At 71.7% G+C, this 20,634-nt stretch carries 21 protein-coding genes; 7 read left to right on the forward strand and 14 right to left on the reverse strand.

Translation table 11 applies throughout. From position 1 onward, the window contains the following. The 13 genes from aroC to ABD371_RS35135 all read right to left on the reverse strand — a co-directional run. Nucleotides 1-875: chorismate synthase (gene aroC / locus ABD371_RS35075; protein WP_344486597.1), on the reverse strand; the 875-nt coding region annotated here is incomplete at its 3' end. Beyond that, on the reverse strand, nucleotides 872-2,071 hold the full coding sequence (locus ABD371_RS35080; protein WP_344486600.1) for a 3-hydroxybenzoate 6-monooxygenase: 1,200 nt from the start codon (nucleotides 2,069-2,071) through the stop codon (nucleotides 872-874). The genes ABD371_RS35080 and aroC, both read right to left, overlap by 4 nt. Nucleotides 2,072-2,122: 51 nt before the next feature. Then, nucleotides 2,123-3,418 carry a 3-phosphoshikimate 1-carboxyvinyltransferase gene (gene aroA / locus ABD371_RS35085; protein ID WP_344486602.1) on the reverse strand — a complete coding sequence of 432 codons (1,296 nt, stop codon included), beginning with the start codon at nucleotides 3,416-3,418 and terminating at the stop codon, nucleotides 2,123-2,125. Then, on the reverse strand, nucleotides 3,415-4,530 hold the full coding sequence (gene tal, locus ABD371_RS35090; protein WP_344486605.1) for a transaldolase: 1,116 nt from the start codon (nucleotides 4,528-4,530) through the stop codon (nucleotides 3,415-3,417). Before tal ends, aroA begins: the two co-directional genes overlap by 4 nt. Further along, on the reverse strand, nucleotides 4,527-6,629 hold the full coding sequence (gene tkt / locus ABD371_RS35095; RefSeq protein WP_344486608.1) for a transketolase: 2,103 nt from the start codon (nucleotides 6,627-6,629) through the stop codon (nucleotides 4,527-4,529). The genes tal and tkt overlap by 4 nt, the downstream gene beginning before the upstream one ends. Nucleotides 6,630-6,764: 135 nt before the next feature. After that, the gene (gene aroQ, locus ABD371_RS35100; RefSeq protein ID WP_344486611.1) at nucleotides 6,765-7,199 is read right to left on the reverse strand and encodes a type II 3-dehydroquinate dehydratase; all 435 of its coding nucleotides are present in this window, start codon (nucleotides 7,197-7,199) and stop codon (nucleotides 6,765-6,767) included. Further along, nucleotides 7,196-7,714: a shikimate kinase gene (locus ABD371_RS35105; RefSeq protein WP_344486614.1), complete on the reverse strand. Its 519-nt coding sequence runs from the start codon at nucleotides 7,712-7,714 to the stop codon at nucleotides 7,196-7,198. Before ABD371_RS35105 ends, aroQ begins: the two co-directional genes overlap by 4 nt. A 3-nt stretch (nucleotides 7,715-7,717) precedes the next feature. After that, nucleotides 7,718-8,050 carry a hypothetical protein gene (locus ABD371_RS35110; protein ID WP_344486617.1) on the reverse strand — a complete coding sequence of 111 codons (333 nt, stop codon included), beginning with the start codon at nucleotides 8,048-8,050 and terminating at the stop codon, nucleotides 7,718-7,720. Continuing rightward, nucleotides 8,038-9,942: an anthranilate synthase family protein gene (locus ABD371_RS35115; protein WP_344486620.1), complete on the reverse strand. Its 1,905-nt coding sequence runs from the start codon at nucleotides 9,940-9,942 to the stop codon at nucleotides 8,038-8,040. Before ABD371_RS35115 ends, ABD371_RS35110 begins: the two co-directional genes overlap by 13 nt. Further along, nucleotides 9,939-10,598, reverse strand: coding sequence for an isochorismatase family protein (locus ABD371_RS35120; RefSeq protein WP_344486623.1), 660 nt, complete (start codon nucleotides 10,596-10,598; stop codon nucleotides 9,939-9,941). The genes ABD371_RS35115 and ABD371_RS35120 overlap by 4 nt, the downstream gene beginning before the upstream one ends. Before the next feature lie 52 nt (nucleotides 10,599-10,650). Beyond that, nucleotides 10,651-11,424, reverse strand: a complete 774-nt coding sequence (locus ABD371_RS35125; protein WP_344486651.1) for a 2,3-dihydro-2,3-dihydroxybenzoate dehydrogenase — start codon at nucleotides 11,422-11,424, stop codon at nucleotides 10,651-10,653. Between the two features lie 62 nt (nucleotides 11,425-11,486). Then, nucleotides 11,487-12,659, reverse strand: a complete 1,173-nt coding sequence (locus tag ABD371_RS35130) for a 3-deoxy-7-phosphoheptulonate synthase (protein WP_344486626.1) — start codon at nucleotides 12,657-12,659, stop codon at nucleotides 11,487-11,489. 377 nt (nucleotides 12,660-13,036) lie between these two features. Then, complete coding sequence (locus ABD371_RS35135) at nucleotides 13,037-13,615, reverse strand: TetR/AcrR family transcriptional regulator (RefSeq protein WP_344486629.1); 579 nt, start codon at nucleotides 13,613-13,615, stop codon at nucleotides 13,037-13,039. A 309-nt stretch (nucleotides 13,616-13,924) separates the two neighbouring features. On the opposite strand from ABD371_RS35135, the gene ABD371_RS35140 reads away from it, so the two are divergent. Beyond that, nucleotides 13,925-14,977 carry a PucR family transcriptional regulator gene (locus tag ABD371_RS35140; RefSeq protein ID WP_344486632.1) on the forward strand — a complete coding sequence of 351 codons (1,053 nt, stop codon included), beginning with the start codon at nucleotides 13,925-13,927 and terminating at the stop codon, nucleotides 14,975-14,977. A 132-nt stretch (nucleotides 14,978-15,109) separates the two neighbouring features. Beyond that, on the forward strand, nucleotides 15,110-16,324 hold the full coding sequence (locus ABD371_RS35145; protein WP_344486635.1) for a Cmx/CmrA family chloramphenicol efflux MFS transporter: 1,215 nt from the start codon (nucleotides 15,110-15,112) through the stop codon (nucleotides 16,322-16,324). 97 nt (nucleotides 16,325-16,421) lie between these two features. On the opposite strand, the gene ABD371_RS35150 is transcribed toward ABD371_RS35145, so the two are convergent. Beyond that, the gene (locus ABD371_RS35150; RefSeq protein WP_344486638.1) at nucleotides 16,422-17,183 is read right to left on the reverse strand and encodes an SDR family NAD(P)-dependent oxidoreductase; all 762 of its coding nucleotides are present in this window, start codon (nucleotides 17,181-17,183) and stop codon (nucleotides 16,422-16,424) included. Nucleotides 17,184-17,406: 223 nt separating this feature from the next. Between ABD371_RS35150 and ABD371_RS35155 the strand changes: the two genes are divergently transcribed. The 5 genes from ABD371_RS35155 to ABD371_RS35175 form a co-directional block, all read left to right on the forward strand. Further along, entirely contained in the window at nucleotides 17,407-17,892 is a 486-nt protein-coding gene (locus ABD371_RS35155) for a quercetin 2,3-dioxygenase (protein WP_344486640.1), read from the forward strand. Beyond that, nucleotides 17,885-18,682, forward strand: a complete 798-nt coding sequence (locus ABD371_RS35160; protein ID WP_344486642.1) for an arylamine N-acetyltransferase family protein — start codon at nucleotides 17,885-17,887, stop codon at nucleotides 18,680-18,682. The genes ABD371_RS35155 and ABD371_RS35160 overlap by 8 nt, the downstream gene beginning before the upstream one ends. 61 nt (nucleotides 18,683-18,743) lie before the next feature. Then, the gene (locus tag ABD371_RS35165) at nucleotides 18,744-19,700 is read left to right on the forward strand and encodes an amidohydrolase family protein (protein ID WP_344486645.1); all 957 of its coding nucleotides are present in this window, start codon (nucleotides 18,744-18,746) and stop codon (nucleotides 19,698-19,700) included. Between the two features lie 150 nt (nucleotides 19,701-19,850). Further along, the gene (locus ABD371_RS35170; protein WP_344486646.1) at nucleotides 19,851-20,087 is read left to right on the forward strand and encodes a helix-turn-helix domain-containing protein; all 237 of its coding nucleotides are present in this window, start codon (nucleotides 19,851-19,853) and stop codon (nucleotides 20,085-20,087) included. Nucleotides 20,088-20,180: 93 nt separating this feature from the next. Next, nucleotides 20,181-20,634 (forward strand): iron-containing alcohol dehydrogenase (locus ABD371_RS35175; protein ID WP_344486648.1); only part of this gene is annotated, 454 nt, incomplete at its 3' end.

A 20,634-nucleotide genomic window follows, 5' to 3' on the forward strand; every position in this document is an offset into this window, starting at 1 on the left:
CGCCGCAGCCCGTCACCGGTCGCCACGATCTCGTCGTGCGCCTGCGAACCGGGCACACGCGCCAGCTCGAAGCCGTCACCCAGCTCGACACCCTTGATCGCCTGAATACCCATCAGAGCCGCCGCGAGCCGGGCGTCCAGCCGCCGGTCCCAGTGCACATGCGAACCCAGACCGACCGGAACACCGTAGGCCAGCACCTCGACGACTCCGCCGAGGGTGTCGCCGTCCTTGTGGGCCTGGTCGATCTCCGCGACCATCGCCTTCGACGCGTCCGCGTCCAGGCACCGCACCGGATCCGCGTCCAGCTTCTCCACATCGGCGGGCGTCGGGTAGACACCGAGGGGGGCCTTCGCACCCGCCAGCTCGATCACGTGCGACACGATCTCGATGCCGGCGGTCTCCTTGAGGTAGGAGCGGGCCACCGCGCCCAGCGCCACCCGAGCCGCCGTCTCCCGCGCACTGGCGCGCTCCAGGATCGGCCGCGCCTCCTCCAGGTTGTACTTCTGCATCCCGGCGAGGTCGGCGTGGCCGGGGCGGGGGCGGGTGAGCGGGGCGTTGCGGGCGAGCGCCGCCAGTTCCTCGACGTCGACGGGGTCGGCGGCCATGACCTTGTCCCACTTGGGCCACTCGGTGTTGCCGACCATGACCGCCACCGGCGATCCCATGGTCAGACCGTGACGCACACCGCCGATGAACGTGACCTCGTCACGCTCGAACTTCATCCGCGCCCCGCGCCCGTACCCCAGCCGCCGCCGCGCCAAGTGGTCCGCCACCATCTCCGTGGTGATCGGGACACCGGCGGGAAGACCCTCCAGCGTCGCCACCAGTGCGGGTCCGTGGGACTCCCCCGCCGTCAGCCAACGCAACCTGCTCAACGCACTTCTCCTTCGACCGAATCGCGCGCCCCGTGCAGCCAGGACACCTTGTCGTACAGGTCCTCCGCGCCGAGTGCGGAGAGCATGTCGTTGCGGGCCGCGGCCCGCTCCCCGGCGGGGTGGTACAGCTGGCTCCCCATCTCCCGGGCCACCAGCTGGGTTTTCGCCGTGCGGTCGCGGCGCTGGGCGTTGTACTTCTCCAGCCTGGCCGGCACGTCCTGGCCGTCGCCCACGAGGAGGTCCCCGATGACGACCGCGTCCTCCAGGGCCATGCAGGCCCCCTGGGCCGCGTACTGGAGCATCGGGTGGGCCGCGTCGCCCAGCAGCGCCACGCGTCCGTCCGTCCAGTTCTCCACCGGGTCGCGGTCGCACAGCACCCAGGTCTTCCACTCCTCGCCCAGCTCCAGCAGCCTGCGGGCCGCGTCGCTCATCTCGGGGAACTCGGCGAGCACGTGGTCGCGTGCGGCGGGCACCCCGACGAGGGCGTCCGGAGCGGCGTCGTCGCGGGTGGCGGCCAGATTCAGGAACCGGCCGCCGCCGATCGGATAGTGGACGAAGTGCCACTTGGGCCCCGCCCAGAGGGTGACGCTGTTCCAGCGCAGCTCCTCGGGGACCCGCTCCATCGGAATGACGGAGCGGTAGATGGTGTGCCCGGAGACCCGGGGCTCGCCGTCGCCGACGAGCTGGCCCCGGACGGACGAGCGGATGCCGTCGGCCCCGATCAGCGCGTCCCCGGTGAAGGTGGAGCCGGCCGCGGTGTGCACGGTGACCTCGTCCTCGGTCTGCTCGTAGCGGACGACGGACTGGCCGGGGACCAGCTCGACGGCGTCGGAGGCGCGGCAGGCGTCGAGCAGCGGCTGATAGAGGTCGCCCCGGTGCACCACCGCGTAGGGGTTGCCGAACCGCTCCCGGTAGGGCCCGGTCAGCGGCATCCGGACGACCTGGCGGCCGGTGGTGGCGTCCATGAACCGCAGCTCGTCGATGAAGACGGCCCGGTCGCGGACGGCCTGCCCCGCGCCCAGCCGGTCGAGCGCGTGGAAGGCGTTCGGCCCCAGCTGGATGCCCGCGCCCAGTTCGGCGAAGTCGTCCCTGCGCTCCAGCACGGTGACCCGGTGTCCCTGGGCCGCGAGGCTGATCGCTGTGGCCAGTCCGCCGATCCCGCCGCCGGCGACGAGTATGCGCATCGTCTCTTCCATCCTCGTATGACTCATTCTTCCTGGGGTGAACTGAAGGGAACGGGCGTGGGATCAGGGGGTGGCGGCGGGCGGGAGCGGCGCGTGGTCCGGGAACAGCCGGTGCAGCTCGCCGTGGAAGCCGGGGAAGGTCTTGCCCACACAGGACGGGTCGTCGAGGACCAGCCCGGGGTGGCGCAGTCCGAGCACCGAGAAGGCCATGGCGATCCGGTGGTCGCGGTGGCAGGCGATCCGGGCGGGGCGCACCGGGCCCGGGTGGACGGTGATCCAGTCCCGGCCGCTCTCGGTCTCCACCCCGCACGCGGCGAGGTTCTGGGCGATCGCCTCGACCCGGTCCGACTCCTTGAGCCGGGCGTGTCCGATGCCCCGTACGGTGATGGGCGCGTCGGCGAGGGGGGCGATGGCCGCCAGCGTCATGAAGGTGTCCGAGATCTCGCCCATGTCCACGTCGAAGCCGCCGCGCAGCGCCCCGCCGGCCGCGCCGGTGACCGTGGTGCTCTCCGCGCCGGTCTCCACCCGGGCCCCGGCGGTCCGCAGCACCTCGACGAAGCCGAGGTCGCCCTGGAGGCTGTCGCGGCCGAGTCCGGGCACGGTGACCGTACGGCCGGTGACGGCGGCCGCCGCGAAGACGTACGAGGCGGTGGAGGCGTCCGGTTCGATCACCAGGTCGGTGGCGGAGTAACCGCCGGCCGGGAGGCTGATGACGCCCGGGGTGCGCTCGGCGGGCTCCGCGCCGAAGCGGCGCATGAGCGCCATGGTCATGTCGATGTAGGGACGGCTCACCAGCTCCCGCACGGTCACGGTCAGCGGGGACCGCAGCAGCGGCGCGGCCATCAGCAGTCCGCTGAGGAACTGGCTGCTCAGCCCGCCGTCCACGGTGAGTGCGCCGCCGTCGAGACCCTCGGCGTCGATACGCAGCGGCAGATCGCCCTCGCCCTCGGAGCCGGTCTTCGCGCCGAGCCGCTCCAGGGCCTCCCGCAGCGGGCGCAGCGGGCGGGCCCTGAGCTGGGCCGTGCCGTCGAAGAGGTAGGAGCCGTGGCCGGCGGCGGTGAAGGGAGGCAGGAAGCGGGCGGCGGTCCCGGCGTCGGCGCACCAGATGTCGGCACCGCCCGAGGGGCCCCGGCCCAGCCCCTCGACCTCCCAGAACTCGTCGTGCGGGGTGGCGCTCACCCGTACGCCCAGGGCGGTCAGCGCTTCGCGGAAGGCGATCGTGTCCTCGCTGACGAGGGGGGCGCGCAGATAGCTGACGCCGTCGGCGGCGGCGGCCAGCAGCAGGGCGCGGTTGGTGATGCTCTTGGAGCCCGGGATGCGGGCGATCAGGGGGGTGTCGGTCGGGGTGGAGGTGGTCATCGGGGTGCTCCGTCGAGGGTGGGGGCCACGGTGTCCAGAAGCCGGTGCCACGAGGCGGTGAACTGTTTGAGCCCCTCCTCCTCCAGCTGGGAGGTGATGTCGGGGAGCGGGATGTTGAACCAGCTCATGCACTCGAAGACATGCCGGGCGTGGGCGTGGGCCGTCTCGTCCCGGGCCGCCGCGCGGGTGAGACCGTGGTCGGCGACGGCGCGCAGGGTCTCCTCCGGCATGGTGTTGACGGTGTTGGGGACGATCAGCCCGTCCGCGTAGTGGGTGTCGGGGTAGTCGGGGTTCTTCACGGCGGTCGAGGCCCACAGCAGCCGCTGGCGGCGGGCTCCGGAGCGCTCCAGGGCGGGCCAGCGCGGGTCCTCGTACGCCGTGGTGTGCTGTTCGTGGGCGAGCCGGGCGGCGGCCAGCGCGACCGTGCCGCGCAGGGCCTTGGCCTCGGCGGAGCCGTCGCGGTCGAGCAGCGCGTCCACGGCGGTGTCGACGCGGCTGACGAAGAAGGAGGCGACCGAGTTGAGCCCGGCGATGCGGTGCCCGGCGGCGGCGGCCCGGGCCATTCCGTCCACATGGGCGGCGGCGATCCGGCGGCAGCGTTCGGCGGAGAAGATCAGGGTGGCGTTGACGCCGATGCCCTCGGCGAGGCAGTCGGCGACGGCCTTCTCCCCGGCGTCGGTGGCGGGGATCTTCACCAGGAGGTTGGGCCGGCCGATCTCCCGGCTCAGTTCGCGGGCCTGGGCGAGGGTGGCGGCGCTGTCGTGGGCGAGCCGGGGGTCGACCTCGACCGAGACCAGCCCGTCGACGCCGCCGGTCCGCTCGTACACGGGCAGCAGCAGGTCGCAGGCGTCGCGGATGTCATGGGTCATCAGCTCCCACACGGCCTCCTCGGGGGTGGCCCCGCCGGCCGCGAGGACGCTCAGCTGCTCCGCGTAGTCGGTTCCGGCGGTGAGCGCCCGGGCGAAGACGGTGGGGTTGGAGGTGACGCCGGAGATCCGCCAGTCGCGGACGAGTTCGGCGAGGGAGCCGCCGGTGAGTCGGGCGCGGCTGATGTCGTCGAGCCAGAGGGAGACGCCCGCTTCGGTGAGCCTGCGCAGTGCGGAACCGCTCATCGCGCGTTTCCGGCGGCTCTGGACACGCTCGCGCGGACCGCCGCCGCCACCCGCTCGGGGGTGAGGCCGAAGCGCTCGTAGAGTGCGGCGGGCGGGGCGGAGGCGCCGAACTCGTCGATGCCGAGGGCCTCTCCTGCGTCGCCGGTCCACCGGTGCCAGCCGAGTGTCGAGCCGGCTTCGACGGAGACCCTGGCGCGCACCCGGGGCGGGAGCACGGCGTCGCGGTACTCCTGCCGCTGTTCGGCGAACCACTCCAGGCAGGGCAGCGAGACGACGCGGGTGGCCGTGCCCTCCTGTTGCAGGACGCTCCGGGCCTCCAGGGCGATGTGGACCTCGCTGCCGGTGGCCAGGATGATCGCCTCGGGGGTGCCGCCCGCCGCCTCGGCCAGCACATAGCCGCCGCGGGCGACGGCCTCCGCGCCGGGGTCGGGCAGGACCGGCAGATTCTGCCGGGTGAGGCAGAGTCCGGCGGGCCGGTCGGTGCGCTCCAGGATCGCCCGCCAGGCGGCGGCGGTCTCATGGGCGTCGGCCGGGCGGACGACGTCGAGTCCGGGGATCGCGCGCAGCGACCACAGGTGCTCGACGGGCTGGTGGGTGGGGCCGTCCTCGCCGAGGCCGATCGAGTCGTGGGTCCAGACGTAGGTGACGGGCAGCTTCATCATCGCCGCGAGCCGTACGGCGGGCCGCATGTAGTCGGAGAAGACCAGGAAGGTCCCTCCGTAGGGCCGGGTGCCGCCGTGCAGGGCGATGCCGTTGAGGATCGCGCCCATGCCGTGCTCGCGGATGCCGAAGTGGAGTGTGCGGCCGTACCTGTGGCCGGGAAACGCCGCTGTGGCGTGGTGTTCGGGTACGAAGGAGGGCTCGCCCTTCATCGTGGTGTTGTTGCTCTCGGCGAGGTCGGCGGAGCCGCCCCACAGTTCGGGCAGGGTCGCGGCCAGCGCGGACAGCACTTCGCCCGAGGCCTTGCGGGTGGCGATCTTCTCCCCGGCGGGGAAGTCCGGCAGCGCCCGCGACCAGCCGTCGGGCAGCCGGCGGGCGCTGACGCGGTCGAAGAGGGCGGCGTGTTCGGGCAGTTCGGTGCGCCAGTCCTGGTACCGCTTCTCCCAGGCGAGGCGCTGGGCCCGGCCGCGGTCGCCGACGCGGCGGGCGTGGGCGAGGAGCTCGGCCGGCACCTGGAACGAGGCCTCGGGGTCGAGCCCCAGGGCGGTCTTCGTGGCGGCGCTCTCGGTCGCGCCGAGGGCGGAGCCGTGGACCTTTCCGGTGTTCTGCCGGGTGGGCGCGGGCCAGCCGATGATGGTGCGCAGGGCGATGAGCGAGGGCCGGCCGGTCTCGGCGCGGGCCGCGGCGAGGGCGGTGTGCAGGGCTTCGACGTCCTCGGCGTACTCGCCGGTGCGGGTCCAGTCGACCCGCTGGACATGCCAGTCGTACGCCGCGTAACGGCCGAGCACGTCCTCGGAGACGGCGATGGCGGTGTCGTCCTCGATGGAGATGCGGTTGTCGTCCCAGAGCACGATGAGGTTGCCCAGGCCCTGGTGCCCGGCGAGGGAGCCGACCTCGTGGCTGATGCCCTCCTCCAGGTCGCCGTCGGAGGCGAAGACCCAGACGGCGTGGTCGAAGGGGGAGGTCCCGGGTGCGGCGTCCGGGTCGAAGAGTCCGCGTTCGCGGCGGGCGGCCATCGCCATGCCCACCGCGTTGCCGAGGCCCTGTCCGAGCGGTCCGGTGGTGGTCTCCACACCGGGGGTGTGGCCGTGCTCGGGGTGGGCGGGGGTGAGGCTGCCCTCGGTGCGCAGGGCCTTCAGGTCGTCCAGCTCCAGGCCGTAGCCGGAGAGGAAGAGCTGGGTGTAGAGGGTGAGGCTGGAGTGGCCGCAGGAGAGGACGAAACGGTCGCGGCCGGCCCAGCCCGGTTCGGCGGGGTCGTGTCGCAGCAGCCGCTGGAAGAGCAGATACGCGGCCGGGGCGAGGCTCATGGCGGTGCCGGGGTGGCCGTGACCGGCCTGCTCCACGGCATCGACCGCGAGGGCTCTCGCGATGTCCACGGTACGGCGGTCGAGTTCGGTCCACTCGAAGGCCGGGATGCTCTGGGTTGCCTGGATGTTCACCGTGGGGTCAGGGCTCCTTATGGTGCCGGACTCGGCGGGGCGCGGGGGCCGGCCGGGTGCCGGTGTCGGCGGGCGAGGTGGCGAGGGCGGGCGACGTCGCCGTCGGCGTCGCCCGGGGCAGCGGCGTCGGCGTCGTCAGCGGGTGAGCGTGGCGACGGCGAGCAGTGCGTGGCGGTAGGACTCGACGCCCAGGCCGGCGATGGTGCCGGTGACCACGGGCGTGACGACGGAGATGTGCCGGAAGGCCTCTCGCGCGCCGGGGTTGGAGAGGTGGACCTCGATCACCGGGGCCTTGATCATGGCCACGGCGTCGCGGACCGCGTACGAGTAGTGGGTGAGGGCGGCCGGGTTGAGGACGACGGGGTGGCCCCCGTCGGCGGCCTCGTGCAGCCAGCCGATCAGCTCCGCCTCGCTGTCGGTCTGGCGGACGTCGACGGTGAGGCCGGCGTCCGCCGCGGTGGTGCGGCAGAGCCTGGCGAGGTCGTCGTAGGTGCTGGTGCCGTAGACCTCGGGTTCGCGCCGGCCCAGCCGGGACAGATTGGGGCCGTTGAGGACGAGGACCAGGGTCATGTGGCGGCTCCCGTCGTCTCCAGGGCGAGGGCGAGCCGCAGGGCGGCCTGGGCCGGGGTGCCCGCGCTGTCGACGGTCAGGGTGGCGAGCCGCCGGTAGAGCGGGCCCCGGACCCGGAACAGCTCGCTCAGTCCGCGCTCCGGGTCGTCGGCGAGCAGCGGCCTGCTCGCCGCGCCGCCGATCCGGGCGAGCGCGGTGGGCAGGTCGGTGCTGAGATGGGCGACGCGGTGGGCGGCGAGGAGACGCCGGGTGGAGGGGTCGAGGACCGCCCCGCCGCCGAGGGCGAGCACTCCGTCGTGCTCGTCGAGCGCGGTGCGCACGGCGATGCGCTCCAGCTCCCGGAAGGGGGCCTCGCCGCGCAGGCGGACGAGTTCGGCCACGGACATGCCGCAGCCGTGCTCGACGTCCTGGTCGGTGTCCCGGAATCCCACGCCCAGGCGCTCCGCGAGGAGGGTGCCGACGGTGGTCTTGCCGGATCCGGGGGCTCCGATCAGCACCACGGCGGGTGCGGTCATCCCTCAGCCCTCCAGCGCGAGGCCGCGGCCGGCCAGCCGGGCGAGTTCGAAGACGCCCTCGGCGGTGGCCTCGACGTCGAAGAAGGCCCGCTGGGTGGGCGGATAGCCGATCAGCTCCGCGGCCCGGTTGGGCAGCGGGGCGGCGGCTGCCTCGGCGGACTCCCAGAGGAGCACCGCGCCCCAGCGGTCGTTCTCCCGGTCGGAGACCCAGAACTTCAGCCGGAGTCCGGGCAGGGCGCTGAACCGGTCGACCGCTTCGTCGCGGAGGAAGTCCCGGAGGGACTCGATGGTCTGGGCGGACTCCTTCAGGTCCCACCAGACGACTACGGCTCGCACGAGCGCACCACCTCGGTCAGCAGGTCGCCGATGATCCGGACGCCGTCCTCGGTGAGCACGGACTCGGCGTGGAACTGCATGGAGGCGAAGGTGCGGCCGCGCAGGGCGTGCACCTCGCCGGTCTCCTCGTCACGGCTGATCTCGATGACTCCGACGTCCGGGTGGTCCTTCTTCTCCTCGCCGCTGCGCGCGGCGAAGGTGTTGTAGAAGCCCACCCGCCGGCGTTCGCCGAAGAGGTCGATCTCCCGCTGGACGCCCTGGTTGGGCACGCTGCGGCGGACCAGGTCCAGTCCGAGCAGGGTCGAGAGGACCTGATGGCTCAGACAGACGGCGAGGAAGGGACGGCGTTCCTCCAGCAGCCGGGCGACGGCCGCCCGCAGATGGGCGATCTTGGGGTGCGCGGTGTCGCGGGGGTCGCCGGGTCCGGGGCCCATGACCACCAGGTCGTGGCCGAGGAGGTCGTACGGCTCGTCGAACCGGCGGACGGTGACCCGCAGTCCCACGGAGGAGAGCTGGTGCCCGATCATCGAGGTGAAGGTGTCCTCGGCGTCGACGATCAGCACGCTGCGGCCGGCGAGTTCGGGGATCGGCCCGGAGCGCGCCGCGCTCTCGCTCAGCCAGAAGTCGGCGATGTGCTCGTTCCGCCCCACCAGCGCCTTGCTGACCTGGGTGTGGCCGGCGAATCTGCTGGGGCCGCCCGATTCGAGCGCGGCCAGCAGTCCGGCCGCCTTCGCCTTCGTCTCGGCGACCTCGCTCATCGGGTCGGAGTGGCGGACCAGGGTCGCGCCGACGCCGATGTTCACCCGGCCGGTGTCGCTGATGTCGGCGGTGCGGATGAGGATGGCGGAGTCCATGACCCGGCTGCCGTCCTCGTCGCGGCCGACCAGCGCCATGATCCCGCTGTAGTAGCCGCGGCCCTCGGGCTCGTAGCGGGTGATGACCTTGCAGGCGCTCTCCAGCGGGCTGCCGGTCACGGTGGGCGCGAACATCGTCTCGCGGAGGATGTCCCGGACGTCGCGGGTGGTCCGCCCCTCGATGAAGTACTCGGTGTGGGCGAGGTGCGCCATCTCCTTGAGGTACGGGCCGACCACCCGGCCGCCGTGCTCGCAGATCCGGGCCATCATCTTGAGTTCCTCGTCGACGACCATGTACAGCTCGTCGACCTCCTTGCGGTCCGCGAGGAAGGCCAGCACACCGGGCAGGTCGGGACCGGCCGCCGGATAGCGGTAGGTGCCGCTGATCGGGTTCATCACGGCGGTCCCGCCGCGCAGGCTGACATGCCGCTCCGGGCTCGCGCCGACGAAGGTGCGGCCCCCGGTGTGGACGAGGAAGGTCCAGTACGCCCCCGACTCCCTGGCCAGCAGCCGCCGGAAGAAGGAGAGCGCGCTGCGCGGCGTGTAGTCGGTGATGTCCGCGACGAACGAGCGCTTGATGACGAAGTTCGCGCCCTCGCCGCTGCCGATCTCCTGGTTGACGACCTTCCGCACGATCTCGGCGTAGCTGCGGTCGTCCACGTCGAAGCCGCCGCCGTCGAGGGTGACGGATTCGTCGGGGAGCCGGCGCAGCGCGGCCTGGAGCGGCAGGGTGCCCTGTTCGGTGACGGCCAGGGTGATCAGCGGCTCGGCGTCGTCGTTGCTGTCGAAGCCGCGTTCGGAGATCTGCCGGTACGGAACGATCGCCAGCGTCTCGTGGCGGGCCCCGGATCCTTCCTCGGGGGCCTCGGAGACGGGGATGTCCGCGAGGGTGGCGACGGCGGACGCCTCGCAGAGCAGCACCTCGACGGTGTCCTCGCCCAGTGCCTCCGGGCGGCGCAGCAGGGCGTACGCGGAGGGCTCGCCGCTCAGTACCCGCTCCAGCAGGTCCTGGTGGACCGTGGCGTCCTGTCCTGTCATCGGCCCGCTCCGTCGGCCGGGCCGAGGTCGGCGAGGAGGGTCTTGGTGGTGGCGACGACCGCGCAGCGCTCGGCCGCGTAGTCGAGGGCGAGCCGGTGGTACGCCGGGGAGAAGTCGGCGACCGCGTCGGCGGCGAGGAAGGTCTGGATGTCGTTGGTGAAGGCCTCCACCGCGGTCATCAGGACCCCGACGTGGGCGTACACACCGCAGATGATGAGCTGGTCCCGGCCCTGGAGGCGCATCCGCTCCAGCAGGTCCGACTTGAAGAAGGCGCTGTAGCGCCATTTGGTGAACACCCAGTCGCCGGGGGCCGGTGCGAGGGGGTCGATCACCTGGCGGTCCTCGGGCGAGACCTGCATGCCCGGGCCCCAGAAGTCCTTGAGGAGGCCGCGTTCCTGCTCGCTCATGCCGCCGGGCTGGGCCGTGTACGCCACCGGGATGCCCAGTTCGGCGCACTGCTCGCGCAGGAGTACGGCGTTGGTCACCAGATCGCTGCCGGGTGCGGCGTGCTCGGGGAACGGCCGTACGAAGTAGCGCTGCATGTCGTGGACGAGCAGTACCGCCCGGTCCGGGGCGACCGTCCAGTCGGCGATGTTGGCCGGCAACTCGCCCTGGGTGGGCATCGGGTACGGCTCGATGGGCGGGATTCCCCCCATGGGTGGTCCTTTCGATGATTCGTCCGACGGTGTCCGCGGTACGGAGTGCGCGTCAGACGCCGAGGGCTGCGCCGCCGTCGACGGTGAGGGCGTGCAGGGTGATGTGGGAGGCCTGGTCGGAGAGGAGGAAGGCGACGGAGTCGGCCACGTCCGAGGGGGTCGCCAGCTTGCCGAGGGGGATGCCCACCCGGTAGTCGGAGGGGATCCCTTCGATGGAGCCGCGCTCGCCGCTCTCGTCGGTCCACATCGAGGTCAGCATCGGTGTGGCGGTGGAGCCGGGGGCGACCAGATTGCAGCGGATGCCGTGCTTGGCGACTTCGAGTCCCAGACACTTGGTGTACATGGTGGTGGCGGCCTTGGACGCGGCGTAGGCGGCCATGCCGGTGCGGGGGGTGTCCGCGGCGTTGGAGGCGACGGTGACCACCGCGCCGCCGGCGCCCCTGGTCACCATGCGGCCGACCACGGCGCGCGAGACATGGAAGACGCCGGTGGTGTTGACCGCGAAGGTGAGCGACCAGTCCTCGTCGGTGAGGGCGGTGGCCTCGCCGAGGCGCAGCACGCCGGCCGCGTTGACGAGGTAGTCGATCGGGCCGAGTCGCCGCTCGACCGTGTCGGCGAGGGCCTCGACCTCACCGACGGAGGTCACGTCGCAGGGGAAGGCCTCGGCTCTGAGGCCGTCGGCGGTCAGTTTGCCCACGATGTCGTGGAGGGCGTCCGCGTCCCGGTCCACGGCGGCGACGTGTGCGCCGCGTTCGGCCAGGGTACGGACGATCGCCTCGCCGATACCGCCCGCTGCCCCGGTGACCAGGGCGATCCGGTTGTCCATTGGTGCCGTCTCCATGGGTTCGCTTCGGTTCGTCGGTTCGCTTCGCTTCGGTTCGGTTCGGTTCAGCCGAGCCAGGCGGAGGCCACCGAGATGGCCTGCCCGGGGTTGAGGCGCGGGTCGCAGAGGCTGGTGTACTTGTGGCCGACTTCGTGCAGCCGGTGCTGGTCGGGCACGCACTCGGTGACCTCGTCGGGCGTGGTCTCCAGGTGGATGCCGCCCGCGACCGCGCCCGCCTCGGTGACGGCCCGGTGGAATTCGACGACCTCCCGGACGACGGTGGTCACCAGCCGGGTCTTGAGCCCCTCGGGGCCGCCGACGGTGTTGCCGTGCATCGGATCGGTCAGCCAGATGACCGGGTGGCCGGCGGCGCGGACGGCGGCGGCCAGCGCGGGGAGTTTCTCGCCCACGTTGTCCGCGCCCATCCGGGCGATCAGGGTGAGCCGGCCGGGGATCCGCTCCGGGTCGAGCTTCTGGCACAGCTTCAGCAGGTCGTCGACCGTCATGGTGGGGCCGACCTTGCAGGCCACCGGGTTGGTCACGGCGGCGAGCATGGCGACGTGCGCGCCGTCGAGCTGACGGGTGCGCTCGCCGATCCAGGGCCAGTGCGTCGAGGCGAGCAGCAGCCGTCCGTCGGGCTGGGTCCGCAGCATGGGCAGTTCGTAGTCGAGGAGCAGTGCCTCGTGGCTGGTCCACACGGGTGTGGTGGACAGCGAGCCGCGGCCCCGGCCGGCCCAGCCGAGGGAGTCGAGGACGCCCCGGGCCGAGTGGTACCCCTTGAGCATGCGTCTGGGGTCCGGGCGGCGCTGTTCGAGGTCCGGCTCGGGTCCGTTGACCATGTGGCCGCGGTAGACCGGGAACTCGACGCCGTCGATGGTCTCGGTGGGGTTGGAGCGCGGTTTGCCGAACTGGCCCGCCATCCGGCCGACTCGCAGCACGGGCTTGCGCGAGTTCATCTTCATGACGCCGGCGAGGGCTTCGAGCAGGCCGGCCTTGCGGGCGATGTCGTCCGGTGCGCACTCGTCCCAGTCCTCGGCGCAGTCGCCGGACTGGATGATGCCGACCCGGCCGGCGGCGGCCTCCGCGAGCAGGGCGCGCAGGTCGTCGACATCGTCGATGTCGACGAGCGGCGGGAGGGATGAGATTTCATCCCTCACCTGCTGGATATCCGCATGCCCCTCCCAGTCCGGTTGCTGAATCGCCGGAAGTGATCGGAGGAATTGCTGGACACTGTGCACCTGACGCCTCCCAGAACTGAGTGTTGCCGCCCCGATTGCGGTGCAGGGGGCGGTCGCAGTGCAACCCTGGAGGGCTTTGGGAAGCGAGGGAAGGCGGCAGAAGCGACTACGTCATATGCCAGGGGTTTCTCGTATCGACTTGACTTAGTGGCGCTACGCCGACTTGAAACGTGTCCACCCGGACCTCGATAGTTCACGTGGGCGGGCGAATGCGTGACCGGCGGAAAGGACCCCGGCCGAAAGGACAAGGCGGGGAACGGCCGGAAACGGATGGGGAGCGGGCCGTGGACGGCGCGGGGCGCCGGCCGTGCGGCCGACGCCCGGGCGAGTCGGGGGAATCTGTTGAAAACCTTGGTCAGGCCGGTGGGCGGATGCCCCTAGAGAGCGTCGAGCGCGCTCTCGACGACGTCCAGGAGCGCGTTCCGGTCCTTCTGAATGCGGGCCAGTACACGCAGTCCGTAATAGGTGCTCAGCACCTGCCGGGCCTGCACGCGCGCATCTCCTCCGGGGGCTATTTCACCGGAGAGCTGCCCTTCCGCGATCGTTTCGCAGAGGGCGTCCTCGACCGCGCTGAAATGCCGGTTCAGTTCGTCATTGACATCGGAATCGGCGTGCCCCATTTCAATGAGAGCATTGATCGCGAAACAGCCGGCCGGCTCATTGCCGGAAAGATCGATGTCGATGGCTTGGACCATCAGATTCCGGATCCGCCCCTTGGCGGAGCCCGGGGCGCGAAGGCCCTCGGTCTGCGCCACGGTGTTGGTGCTGTAGTACTGGCGAAGCGTGCGCAGATACAACTGCCGCTTGTCGCCGAAGGCGTTGTAGAGGCTCGACGGGCCGATGCCTGTGCAGTCGGACAGATCCCTGGTGGAGGTCGCCCTGTATCCCTGGCGCCAGAACGCGTGCATCGCAGATCCGACAGCGTGAGTCTCGTCGAACTTCCGTGGCCTCGCCATGCCGCGCATCCTACCGGTTTTGGAGCAGTTGCACAAAAACCGGAGCAGATCACATCGCATCAGCTCGTACGCCCATCCTCGCCCCCGCGGGGGACCTCGGCCACCGCCAACTGTCGACTCCCGGCACGGCCGGGCCCGACGACCGACGACCGGCCCGGGGCATCCCCGCCGATTTCGGCCCACCCGGCACGGCGACTTGACAGTGTGTGGGCGCGGGGTTTCTTCGGTCCGGGCCCAGCTGCCTAGGGTCCAGGGATGCGTGGTCCGATTCCCATTCAGCACCCTCACGGCCCCCCCGGGGAGCCGAGGTTGAGCATCGCCCTCTCCTTCGACACCACCGCGGAGAGCGGCCCGGGGGCCGAAGAATCCGGCACGCCCCCGGCGGCGGACGCGGCGACGCCCCGGCCGGGGGACGGCGCGCCCTCGGTCCGCCTGGAGGTCAGCGTCGACGGACTGCTGCTCGGCGAGGTCCGGCTCAGCCTGCCGCCCGGCGGGCCCCCCGGGAGCGGGACGCCCGCGCGTACCCCGCCCCCCGCACGCCCCGGCACTCCCGGGGCCGCCGGGGGCGGGGAGCCGCCACGGCTGGGGGACCCCGCCCTGGTCCGGGTGGTGCTCTCCGCCCGGACCTCCGGGGCCGAGCGCTCACGCGCGCTGAGGCTGCTGGGACTGCGCGGGGACGAGCGGCTGCGGGTGGCCGCCGTGACGGTGGCCGACCCCGGGACGCTGCGCCGGGCGCTGCGCGACTGCGCGCTGGCCCTGGGGCGCACCTCCCCCTCGGCGGGGGAACGGCTCGCGCCGCTGGGCGTGTTGTGGCCGACCGGCGGGGCGATCCTGCTCCCGGGCTCGGCCGCCCCCTCGGCGGGCCGGGTGACGCTGCCGCAGGACGCGGCCGTCGGCCTGGGGCCCCCGGCGGCGGCGGAACGGCTGCCGGACTCCTGGGAACAGGCCTGCCGCGCGGCCCGGTTCGCGGGCCTCGGCCCCACCTGGCCCCAGCTGATGGACTCGGCGGGCCTGGGCGCGCCGGCCCTGCTCGCCGACGTCCCCCGGAGCGCGGCACTGGCCCATCCGGACGTGGAGGCCGTGGCCCGGCTCGCGGGCGAGGCCGGCGGCGGGCAGGCCGTCCGGACCCTCGACGTGGTCTGCCGCAGCAAGTCACTGCGGGACGCGGCGGAGCTGCTGCATCTGCACCACAGCTCCGTCGCACAGCGCGTCTCCCGCATCGAGCGCGCCCTGGGCATCCCGCTGGGCGATCCGCACGGCCGGCAGCGGGCCCAGACGGCCCTGCTGCTCTGGCAGTTGAACGCCCCCGGCGAGGGGCACGGCCGGGCCGGCCGGACCGGGACGGACGGACGTCAATTCTGAAGCATGTGCTCTAAAACGTGCTAGCGTCTTGGGTGGAGGCGAGAGTGCCGCATCTGGGGTGCCCGAGCAGCCATATGACGTTCCATCATTTTCTGATGATTGCTCAATCATCCACGCAGCGGAGGAATTCTCATGCCCCTTGCCGTCTACGTCCTCGGACTGGGGATCTTCACCCAAGGGACGTCGGAGTTCATGCTCTCCGGCCTGCTCCCGGGGATGGCCGACGATCTGAACGTCTCCATCCCCGACGCGGGACTCCTCATCTCCGCCTTCGCCATCGGCATGGTCGTCGGCGCTCCCCTGCTGGCCGTCGCCACCCTCAGCTGGCCGCGCCGGACCGCGCTGGTCGCCCTCCAGGCCGTCTTCATCATCGCCCACATCGTCGGCGCGCTCGCGCCCGGATACGGGCTCCTCTTCGCCACCCGCATCATCAGCGCGCTCGCCTACGCGGGCTTCTGGGGCGTCGCCGTGGCCACGGCCGTGGCACTCGTACCGGCGGACGCCAAGGCCAAGGCGGTCGCGGTGGTCGCCAGCGGACTGACGCTCGCCACCATCGTGGGCGTCCCGGCCGGCACCGTGCTGAGCCAGTTCGCGGGCTGGCGCGCGGCCTTCTGGGGCGTGGCGGTGCTCACCCTGATCAGCCTCGTCTGCACGGTCTTCGCCGTCGCGGGCGGCAAGGGCGCCAAGGAGGAGACCCGTACGGTCAAGGCGGAGCTGCGGGCCATGCGCAAGCCGCAGCTGTGGCTCTCGTACGCCATCACGGCCTTCGCCTTCGGCGCGGTCATCGTCACCTTCAGCTACCTCGCCTCGCTGCTCACCGACGAGAGCGGACTCACCGAGGGCTGGGTCCCCGCGGTCCTCGCGCTCTTCGGCGTCGGCGGTCTGATCGGCATGACGATCGGCGGCCGTCTCCCCGAGAAGTACTCGGTCAAGAGCCTCGTGTTCGGTCTCGGCGCGCTGGTCGTCGCCTCCGCGCTGCTCGCCATGACGGCTCAGAACGTGGTCGTCACCCTGATCCTGATCTTCATCCTCGGCATCGCCGGCTATGTCACCAACCCGGCGCTCCAGGCCCGGGTGTTCACCCTCGCCCCCGGCGCGCCCACCCTGGTCGGCGCGACCAACACGGCCGCCTTCAACATCGGCAACACGGTGGCCCCCGCGCTGGGCGGTCTGACCATCGCCGCGGGCTTCGGCTTCACCTCGGTCGCCTGGGTCGGCGCGGGCCTCGGCGCGGCCGGACTGCTGGGCGCGCTGTGGGCGGGCGCGCTGGAGAAGCGCGACGCGCGGGCCGCCGCGGCCGGTGCCGGCCGCAGCACCGCCGGCGAGCCCACGGCGGTCAACGCCTGACCGGCCGCCGTACGGCGAGTGCCCCGGCCCCCGCGTGAGTGCGGGGGCCGGGGCACTCGCCGTACCGGGCCGTGCCGGGCCGTGGCCCGGCACCGGTTCAGGAGGTGATGCCGCCGTCGATGACCAGGTCGTGGCCGAGCGCGAAGCCGGACTCCTCGGAGGCCAGCCACAGCACGGCGTGCGCCCCCTCCTCGACGCTGCCGATGCGCCCCAGCGGGAACATCCCCTTGGCGCGCTCGGTGCGCTCGGCGGGGGTCTCGTTCTCCAGCAGCGACATGGGGGTGTCCATGGAGGAGGGGCTGAGGGTGTTGATCCGGATCCCGTCGGCGGCGTACTCCCGGGCGGCGCTGCGGCCCAGCGCGGCGACGGCGGCCTTGCTCGCGCCGTAGGCGGACGCGCCGGGAATGGTCAGATGCGCGCCGACCACCGATCCCACATTGACGATGACGCCGCCGCCGTTGCCGCGCATGTGCGCGATCTCGTGCTTCATCGACAGCCAGGTGCCGATGACGTTGATGTTCAGGGTCCGCGCGAAGGACGCCTCGTCGAACTCGGCCAGCGGCGCGGGCTCGGGGAGGTAGCCCGCGTTGTTCACCGCGATGTGCAGCCCGCCGTGGCGCTCCGCCACGGTCGACACCAGCCGCTCCACATCGGCGGCGACGGCGATGTCCGCCTGGACGGCGCTCGCGCTGCCGCCCTCCTCGCCGATCAGCCGAACCGTCTCCTCCAGATTTCCGACCGTACGCCCGGCGACCGCCACCGTGGCGCCCTCGCGGGCGAAGGCCAGCGCCGTGGCACGGCCGATGCCGGAACCGCCGCCGGTGACGAGTACCACTTTGCCGGTGAAACGAGACGTCATGTCCCCATCCGTTCTCTGATGCTTGTTGTGCGGTGCATGGCGATGCCCGAAGCCGACGCGCGCACCGTGTGGCGCGTCGCCACCACCATCGCCGGTCCTTCGCACGGAGCCATCCCGTATTCACGGGACCCCTTCCACCTGCCATCACGCGAACACGTGATGGCAAATAGCGGCGGGGTGCGTGGAATGGGGATTCCACGCACCGTCCGAGGGGAACGAGAACATGAGCTTCGAGGAATCCGAGGGAATCGTCTACATTCCCCCGCAGGCGGGCCCGGCCCGCTGGATCTTCGGCGATCACTACACCATCAAGGCCGACAAGGAGAACACCCACGGCTCCCTCGGACTGATCGAGGCCCTGGTGCCCCCGGGCGGTGGGCCCCCGCTGCACATCCACCACGACAGCGACGAGGCCTTCTATGTCATCGAGGGCGAGCTTCAGATATCCAACGAGAAGAAGTCGCAGGTGGTCGGAGCGGGCGCATTCGTCTTCGTGCCGCGCGGCAAGGTCCACGCGTTCAAGAACGTGAGCGAGGACCAGCAGTGCAAGATGCTCATCATCTTCACTCCCGCCGGCTTCGAGGCCTTCTTCAAGGAGCTGGGCGTACCGGCCGAGGAGGGCGGCGAGGCGCCCCCGCCCTCGCAGTACGCGGCCGATGTGGAGAAGGCCGAGCGCATGGTGGCCCAGTACTTCGCGGAGTATGTCTGAGATGCTGTCCCAGAAGCTGGTCGAATCCTATCTGCGGCGCATCGGGGCGAAGCGGCCGGAGCGCCCCGACTCGGCGGCGCTCGCCGATCTCCATGAACGCCATCTCACCACGGTCCCGTTCGAGAACATCGATTTCGGCTTCGGCCGGCCGAGCACCCCGATCAGTCTGGGCGAGGCCGCGCTGGAGAAGATAATCGGCCGGAATCGCGGCGGCTGCTGCTTCGAACTCAACAGCGCCTTCCACGAATTGCTCGCCGCGCTCGGCTTCGAGGTGGAACTGCTCGGCGGCCGGGTCCTGGAGGACGGCGAACTCGGTCCGCTGCTGGGGCACATGATCGTGCGCGTCCGGACCGAGGACACGGCCGGTCCCTGGCTCGCGGACGTCGGCTACGGCCGGGGCTTCGCCCGGCCGCTGCTGCTCGACGACCGCTCGGAGCAGCGCGATCCGCAGGGCGTCTTCCAGCTGGCCGAGGCCCCCCACGGCGACCTGGACATGGTGCGGGACGGCGTCCTGCAGTACCGGCTGGAGACCCGGCCGCGCGCGCTCACGGACTTCCTGCCCTCCGTGTGGTGGTTCCGCAGCGCCGACGAATCCCCCTTCCTCCCCCGGCAGGTGTGCTCCATCCCCGTCCCCGGGGGACGCGTGACACTCGGCGGGCGCACCCTCACCACCACCGTGGACGGGCGGCGCGAGCAGGAGGAGCTGGCCGACGACGCGGCGGTCCTCGCCGCCTACGAGAAGTGGTTCGGCTTCAGCCCCGACAGGCTGCCGGACCACGCGGGCCGGTGACCTCTCCCCCAGGGGAGAGGACGGACGAGAACACCACAGGAACAGGAACACGGAGGAATTCATGACGCAGTCACAGGGTCTGATCGATGTGCACCACCACGCGATCCCGCCGTCCTACCGCGCCGCGCTGGGCGACCGGGTCGCCATTCCGGGCGTGGACTATCCCACCTGGTCCCCGGAGCGGAGCCTGGAGGTCATGGACGCCCACTCCATCGCGGCCTCGGTGCTCTCCATCACCGCGCCCGGCGTCAGCTTCGTAGAGGGCGACGCGAGCCGCCGGCTGGCCCGTGAGGTCAATGAGTACTTCGCCGGGCTGATCGCCCAGCACCCCACGCGCTTCGGGGCGTTCGCCATCCTTCCGCTGCCCGATGTCGCGGCGGCCAAGGACGAGCTGAATCACGCCGTCGACGAGCTGGGGCTCGACGGTGTCGGCCTGCTCACCAGCTACGGCAACCGGTATCTGGGCGACCCGGAGTTCGAGCCCCTCCTCGCCGAGATCGCCGAGCGCGGGCTGCCGGTGCACATCCACCCGGGGACGCCGCCGGCGAAGGACCTCAACACCTTCGATCTGCCGCCGTCGCTGTACGACTTCACCTTCGAGACCACCCGTACGGTGGTGAGCCTGCTCTTCAACGGGGTGCTGGACCGGCTGCCGCATCTGAAGCTGATCGTCTCGCACGCGGGCGGCACCCTGCCGTTCCTCGCCAAGCGGCTCACCTACGGGCCGACGATCGGCAAGCACCTCGCCGAGCGTGCCCCCGCCGATGTGATCGCCTCGCTGCGCGGTCTGTACTTCGACATCGCCATGTCGGCGAATGTGTTCGCGCTGCCGGCCCTGACCCGGCTCGCCGCTCCGGAGCGGATTCTGTTCGGCAGCGACTTCCCCTTCATGCCCGCCGAGCACACGACGGAGAACGTCGCCGGCTTCGAGTCGTACCAGGAGTGGACGGACGCCCAGCGCACGGCCATCGGCCGGGACAACGCGCTCGCGCTCTTCCCCCGGCTCGCCGCCCTCTGACACCCCGCGCGAAGAGGTGTAACAGCACCGCGTGGGTACTTGACGGAGTGTGTCCAGCTCCGTTGCAGGCCGCGTTCACCTGCCTGCATAGTCGATTTCGGAAGCGGCGATTGACGCCGATGACGCGGAACGACTGAGGTGAATGCCGTCATGCCTGCGACCGTCATGAATTTTGGCTGGGCGAGTCTTACCCCTGCCGAGTTGCGGGTGGCCCGGTTGGTCGCCGACGGCCTCACGAACCGGGCCACCGCCAGCGTGCTCAATGTCTCGCCGCACACCGTCGACTCCCATCTCCGCCATATCTTCGGCAAGTTGCAGATAACCGGTCGGGTGGCCCTGGCACGGCATGTCCTCATCCATGAAGGCGGCATGGAAAAAGGGGCGTGAGACGGGCCGTCGTCCCCACCGCCCGGCGTCGGGTTCTCCCCAACCCCTCGGTACGCGGCCCCGGGACACGTTCTGCATCGGAATGAGGAACTCATGGAACTCACGGACAACCCCGGTCGCCCGCCGGCCCGAATCCGGGTCGGCGGCCCCGCCGGAACGGAGCCGTACGAAGTCGTGGTCGGCCACCGGCTGCTCGGCGAGCTTCCCGGGCTGATCGGGAACGCTGGGGGTCCCCCCGCCGGAGGCAGGGGGAGGGTGGCCGTGCTCCATCCGGAGGCCCTCGCGGGCACCGGTGGGGCGATCCGTGACACCCTCGCCGCCCACGGGTACGAGGCGGTCACCGTGCAGGTGCCCAACGCGGAGGAGGCCAAGACCGTCGAGGTCGCCGCCCACTGCTGGAAGGCGCTCGGTCTGCGTGGTTTCACCCGTACCGATGTGATCGTGGGTGTGGGTGGCGGGGCCACCACCGATGTGGCCGGTTTTGTGGCCGCCTCCTGGCTGCGGGGGGTCCGCTGGATCGCGGTGCCCACCACCGTGCTGGGCATGG

This window comes from Streptomyces amakusaensis (assembly GCF_039532665.1).
GTDB lineage: Bacteria > Actinomycetota > Actinomycetes > Streptomycetales > Streptomycetaceae > Streptomyces > Streptomyces amakusaensis.